The sequence below is a fragment of the Teichococcus deserti genome (assembly GCF_001982615.1).
Taxonomy (GTDB): domain Bacteria; phylum Pseudomonadota; class Alphaproteobacteria; order Acetobacterales; family Acetobacteraceae; genus Pseudoroseomonas; species Pseudoroseomonas deserti.
In genome coordinates this window covers 1-4,830 of the sequence record NZ_MLCO01000206.1, presented here as the reverse complement: position 1 = coordinate 4,830, position 4,830 = coordinate 1, and the positions used below count along the sequence as shown (strand labels likewise).

Sequence of the window (4,830 nt, the reverse complement as noted above, 5' to 3'; positions counted from 1 at the left end):
CCCCCATGGCCATGGCCCCCACTGCCATGGCCAGCAGCGCGCCGCCGATCACCCCGGGCGCGGCGCGGCCGGCGCCGACGGAGCCGGCGCGGAACTAGCCTGTGATCGACCGGAGACGGCCTGGCCGACAGGCGTGAACCGCGGACCTGGCGTCAGCTCTGGTCGAAGTTCACGTCCAGCCAGTTGCGGATGGCGTCCTTCGCCGCGGCCTCGTCGGCAAAGATGTCGCGGTTCCAGACGGCGCCGACGCGGCCGAGCGAGGGGTGCTCCAGGGTGATGCCCTGCAGCCGGGTGGCATGGCCGGCCTGGCGCAGCGCCTGCTCCAGCGCCTCGGGCGCGGCGGCCAGCTGGCCGCGCCGGTCGACCACCTCATGCTCGTCGGTCAGGAAGCCGCGGCCGGTCAGCGCGGCGGCGGCGGTTTGCAACGGGGTCTCGGCGCGGGCTTCGGTGGACATGGCGGAACAACACTCCTTTCCGCCAGGAACGGCCGAGCCCTCCGCCGGTTTGCCGGGCTCGCGCCCCCGTGAGGGAAGCGGCCGCGCCGCCCTTCCCGTCCCGCCGCTCAGAAGCGCAGCTGCGTGCCGAAATAGAAGGTGCGGCCCTGGCCGTTGCCGGTGGTGCTCAGGAAGGGCACGTATGTCTCGTCCAGCAGGTTGCTGACCCGGGCGTTCAGCTCGACATTCTCGGTCACCTTGGCCGAGGCGAAAAGGCCGACCAGGTGGTAGCCGTCCTGGCGGTCGGTCACGGCCGGGCCCGTGAAGCTGCTGTTGAAGCCCGAGACCAGGCCGCCCGAGACATAGTCATAGCGGGCGCCGACGGTCAGTCGCTCCTCCAGGAAGCGGGCGCCCAGGCTGGCCGAGACCACGTCGTCCGGCAGGTACTGGCTGGCACCGATGCCGGGCATCTGGCTCGGCAGGTCGCTGTCGATATGCGTGTAGCTCAGGCTGCCGAAGACGATGCGGGCGTCGTAGCTGACCTCCGCCTCGAAGCCGCGCTGCTTGGTGGTGCCCTCGATGTTGGTGTTCTGGAAGACGCGCTGCGACGTCACGTAGCGGGCGGCGATATAGTCGTCGACATCCATGACGAAATAGGCGGCACGTGCCCGCAGCGCGTCATTGTCGCGCAGCAGCCCGCGGCGATGGATGTTGACGCCGAATTCCCAGCCCTGCTGCGTCTCCGGCCTCAGGTTCGGGTTCGGGATATAGCTGGCCGAGGTGCCGCCGGGATGGTCGCCGCCCAGCATGGTCTCCTGCAGCGTTGGCGCCCGCTGGCTGCGCGACCAGGTCACATAGGGCTGCAGCCAGGGGGTGACATTGGCCGCCAAGGTCATGCGCGGATCGACCGAGCCCTTGGAGATATCGACGTCATAGGCGCCGAAGCGGGTGCTGGTATAGCCCGAGCCTTCCAGCGAATAGTGGTTGTAGCGCAGCCCCGGCGTCAGCTCGAAGATGCCATGGCTGAAGGTGGTGTTGGTGAAGACCCCCCACTGGCTGGCGGTGCCTCTGCCCGGATTGACGCCGCCATTGGTCGAGCTGACGTCGTCGTGGAAGAACTCGACGCCGTTGGTGCTGACGACATTGACCGCGCCCAGGCTGAAGCGCGAGGTGTTGGAGACGTCGAAGCCGAGGCCCTGATCCTCGATGACGCGGCCGACGGCGCTGCCGGTGCCGCCGGTGTATTTCATCGTCAGGTCGTTGTAGAAGCCGTTGATCCGCAGGTCGACCAGCGGGTTGCCGGCGTTGTAGCGGTAGTTCGCCGTCGCCGTCCTGTTGTTGACGGTCTGGGCATAGGAATTGGCGAAGAAGTCGTTGTCATAGGCGACGAAGCCGAGGCCCAGGCTGTGCCCGCCGCCCAGATCGACCCGCCCCTTCACCAGCCCCGACATCAGGTCCTGGCCGATGCCCGCGACCGAATCGCCGCTGCCGTCATGGTAGTTGCGCGACGACCGGCCGCTGACTGCGCCGACGATGCCGACCGGGCCGACCTTGGCGGCGCCGGCGATCATCTCGTGGAAGTCGACGCCGTTGCTGCCCCAGCCGAGCCGCGACAGCACGCTGGCCTGGCGGCCCGGCAGCAGCACGTCGTCGACATCCAGCGTCCGCAGGTTGACGCTGCCCGCCAGGCCGCCGCCGCCGGTGCCGACCACCGCGCCGCGCATCACGTCGATGCCGGCCAGCAGGTTCGGGTCGACATAGGTGAAGCCGCCGGCCTCATGCCCGGTGAAGCGGAAATTCTGCCGCACGCCGTCGATCATGGTGGTCACGCGGCCCTGGCCCTCGAAGCCGCGGATGTTCACGGCAACCCCCGGCTGCTGCGCGTTCTCGCGGGTGAAGACGCCCGGCATGGTGCGCAGCACGTCGCCGATGCGGTTGACCCCCTCGCTGGTCAGGCGCTCGCGGCCGATGCTGCTGCTGTTGCTGCCGGCCTCGCCCGCCTCGGCGGGCACGTCGACCTGCGGGATCGAGACAGCTGTCTGGGCGGAGGCCGGGGGGGCGAAAGCCGCCGCCGAGACGGCAAGCGCCGCGGCCATGGCGGAGCTCGCCATCAGCTGATGCAGGGTGGTCCTCATGCGGGTCGGTCCTTCTTCGGAGCGGGCGTCGGGGCCGCATGCGGCGGGTGGCGCCGGCGGCTCGCGGTCATGCTCCCGCTTATATGCGAGTGATTATCAATATCAACATGAAAAGCGGCGCGCGGCGCGGAAAGCGCGGCTCAGCCGGCGTCGCGCAACGCTGCCCCGTAATCGGCGAGGATGCTGTCGCCCACGGCATGGAAACGAACCGCATAGACCGGCTCGAGCAGCCGCGGCCGCAACACCTCGGCGGCGCTCCCCTGCGCGACGATGCGGCCTGCCTCCAGCAGCACGACCTCGTCGGCGACGAAGCGCGCCTGGTTCAGGTCGTGCAGCACCAGGGCGATGCCGGTGCCCTGCGCCGCGGCCAGCCCGCGCAGCCGCCGCAGCAGCGCCGCCGCATGGCCGAGATCGAGGCTGGCGGTGGGCTCGTCCAGCAGCAGCAGCCCGCCCAGCGGCATCGGCGCCAGCTGCGCCAGGGCGCGGGCCCAGTGGCAGCGCTGCTGCTCGCCGCCCGACAGCGCCGCATGGTCGCGGTCGGCAAGATGCGTGATGCCGGCAGCCGAGATCGCTTCCGCGACGGCAGCGGCGTCGCCGGCGCGGGCGGGCGTCGCGCGCCAGGGCTGGCGGCCCAGCGTCACCACCTGCCGCACCGTCATCGGCATGGCGACGGACACCTTCTGGCTGACCACGGCGCGGCGCCGGGCGAGCTCCTGCGGCGTCCAGCCGCGCAGATCCTGTCCTGCCAGGGTGACGCGTCCGGCCGTCGGCCGCAGCGCGCCGGCCATCAGCCCGAGCAGCGTCGACTTGCCGGCGCCGTTCGGCCCGACGATGGCGGTGACGCGGCCCGGGCGCAGCGCCAGGCTGACCTGCGACAGCAGCGGCGCGCCGCGGAGGGAGAAGCTGCAGGCCTCGACAGCGATCATGCCGATCGACCCTGCCGCAGCAGCCACAGGAAGAAGGGCGCGCCGATCAGCGCGGTGACGACGCCGAGCGGCAGCTCGGCGGGTGCCGCCAGGCTGCGCGCGCCGAGATCGGCCAGCAGCAGCAGCGCCGCCCCCAGCAGCGCCGAGCCCGGCAGCAGCAGCCGGTGGTCGCGGGCGCCGGCGAGGCGCAGCAGATGCGGCACCACGAGGCCGACGAAGGCGACCAGCCCGGTCAGCGCGACCCCGGCCGAGACCGCGATGGCCGAGAGCAGCACCGCCGCCAGCCGCACCTGCGGGACGCGCTCGCCCAGGAAGAAGGCCTCCGCGTCGCCCAGCAGGAAGGAATTCAGCGGCCGCGCCAGGGCGAGCAGCGCCAGAGCGGGCGCCGCGATCAGCAGCAGCGCCACCGGCAGCTGCGCCAGGCGCACGCCGGCAAGGCTGCCCAGGGTCCAGAAGGTGATGTCGCGCACCTGCCGCTCATCGGCCAGGAAGACCAGCAGCCCGGTGCCGGCGGCGCAGAGCGCGTTGATGGCGATGCCCGCCAGCAGCAGGGTCGCGGCATCCAGCCCGGCGCCGTCGCGCGACAGCGCGAGGCCCAGCAGCGTCGCCGCCAGCCCGCCGGCGAAGGCCGCCAGCGGCACCAGCCAGAGCCCGAGCCCGGCCAGCCCGCCGCCCAGCACGATGGCGGCGACGGCGGCCAGCGCCGCGCCGGCCGAGACGCCGATCAGCCCCGGATCGGCCAGCGGATTGCGGAACAGCCCCTGCATCACCGCCCCCGCCGCCCCAAGCCCGCCGCCGATGATCGCCGCCATCAGCGCGCGCGGCAGGCGGATGGCCTCCAGGATGGCGGCCTCGCCGAGCAGCGACGGCGGCAGCGGCGCCCAGCCCAGCCGGTCGGCCAGCCAGGCCGGCAGGGTGGCGGGCGCGACCCGGGCCGGCCCCAGCAGCAGCCCGGCCGCCAGCGCCGCCAGCAGCAGCAGCGCGACCCCCGGCAGCAGGACGCGGCGGGAGGCGGTCATCCTTGCGCCCAGGGACGGGGCGGCAGCGCCGGCAGGCCCAGGCCCGGATGCAGCGCCGCCAGCAGCCGGTGCCGCGCCTGGGCGGCGCGCGGGCCGAAGGCCAGGTCGGTGGCCGCGACGGACAGGATGCGCCCGGCCCGGGCCGCAGGCGTCAGGGCGATGCCCGGCAGGGCGGCGACCGCCGCCGGGCCGCCGGCCTCGGCCAGGGTGTGGTCCATCAGCAGGATGGCCTCCGGCGCCAGCCCGGCGGCGGCCTCGGGCGACAGCGGGCGGAACCCCTGGAAGGCCTGGGTCACGTTGCGGCCGCCGGCGGCTG

At 73.0% G+C, this 4,830-nt stretch carries 5 protein-coding genes; all 5 read right to left on the bottom strand.

Features of this window, described 5'->3' with window-relative positions:
• Positions 1-152 precede the first annotated feature (152 nt).
• The gene (locus tag BKE38_RS19850) at positions 153-455 is read right to left on the bottom strand and encodes a hypothetical protein (RefSeq protein ID WP_076958991.1); all 303 of its coding nucleotides are present in this window, start codon (positions 453-455) and stop codon (positions 153-155) included.
• A 107-nt stretch (positions 456-562) separates the two neighbouring features.
• The gene (locus BKE38_RS19845) at positions 563-2,569 is read right to left on the bottom strand and encodes a TonB-dependent receptor domain-containing protein (RefSeq protein WP_076958990.1); all 2,007 of its coding nucleotides are present in this window, start codon (positions 2,567-2,569) and stop codon (positions 563-565) included.
• A 140-nt stretch (positions 2,570-2,709) separates the two neighbouring features.
• Positions 2,710-3,495, bottom strand: a complete 786-nt coding sequence (locus BKE38_RS19840; RefSeq protein WP_076958989.1) for a heme ABC transporter ATP-binding protein — start codon at positions 3,493-3,495, stop codon at positions 2,710-2,712.
• The gene (locus tag BKE38_RS19835; RefSeq protein WP_076958988.1) at positions 3,492-4,514 is read right to left on the bottom strand and encodes a FecCD family ABC transporter permease; all 1,023 of its coding nucleotides are present in this window, start codon (positions 4,512-4,514) and stop codon (positions 3,492-3,494) included. Before BKE38_RS19835 ends, BKE38_RS19840 begins: the two co-directional genes overlap by 4 nt.
• Positions 4,511-4,830: hypothetical protein (locus BKE38_RS32260; protein ID WP_408887429.1), on the bottom strand; the 320-nt coding region annotated here is incomplete at its 5' end. The genes BKE38_RS32260 and BKE38_RS19835, both read right to left, overlap by 4 nt.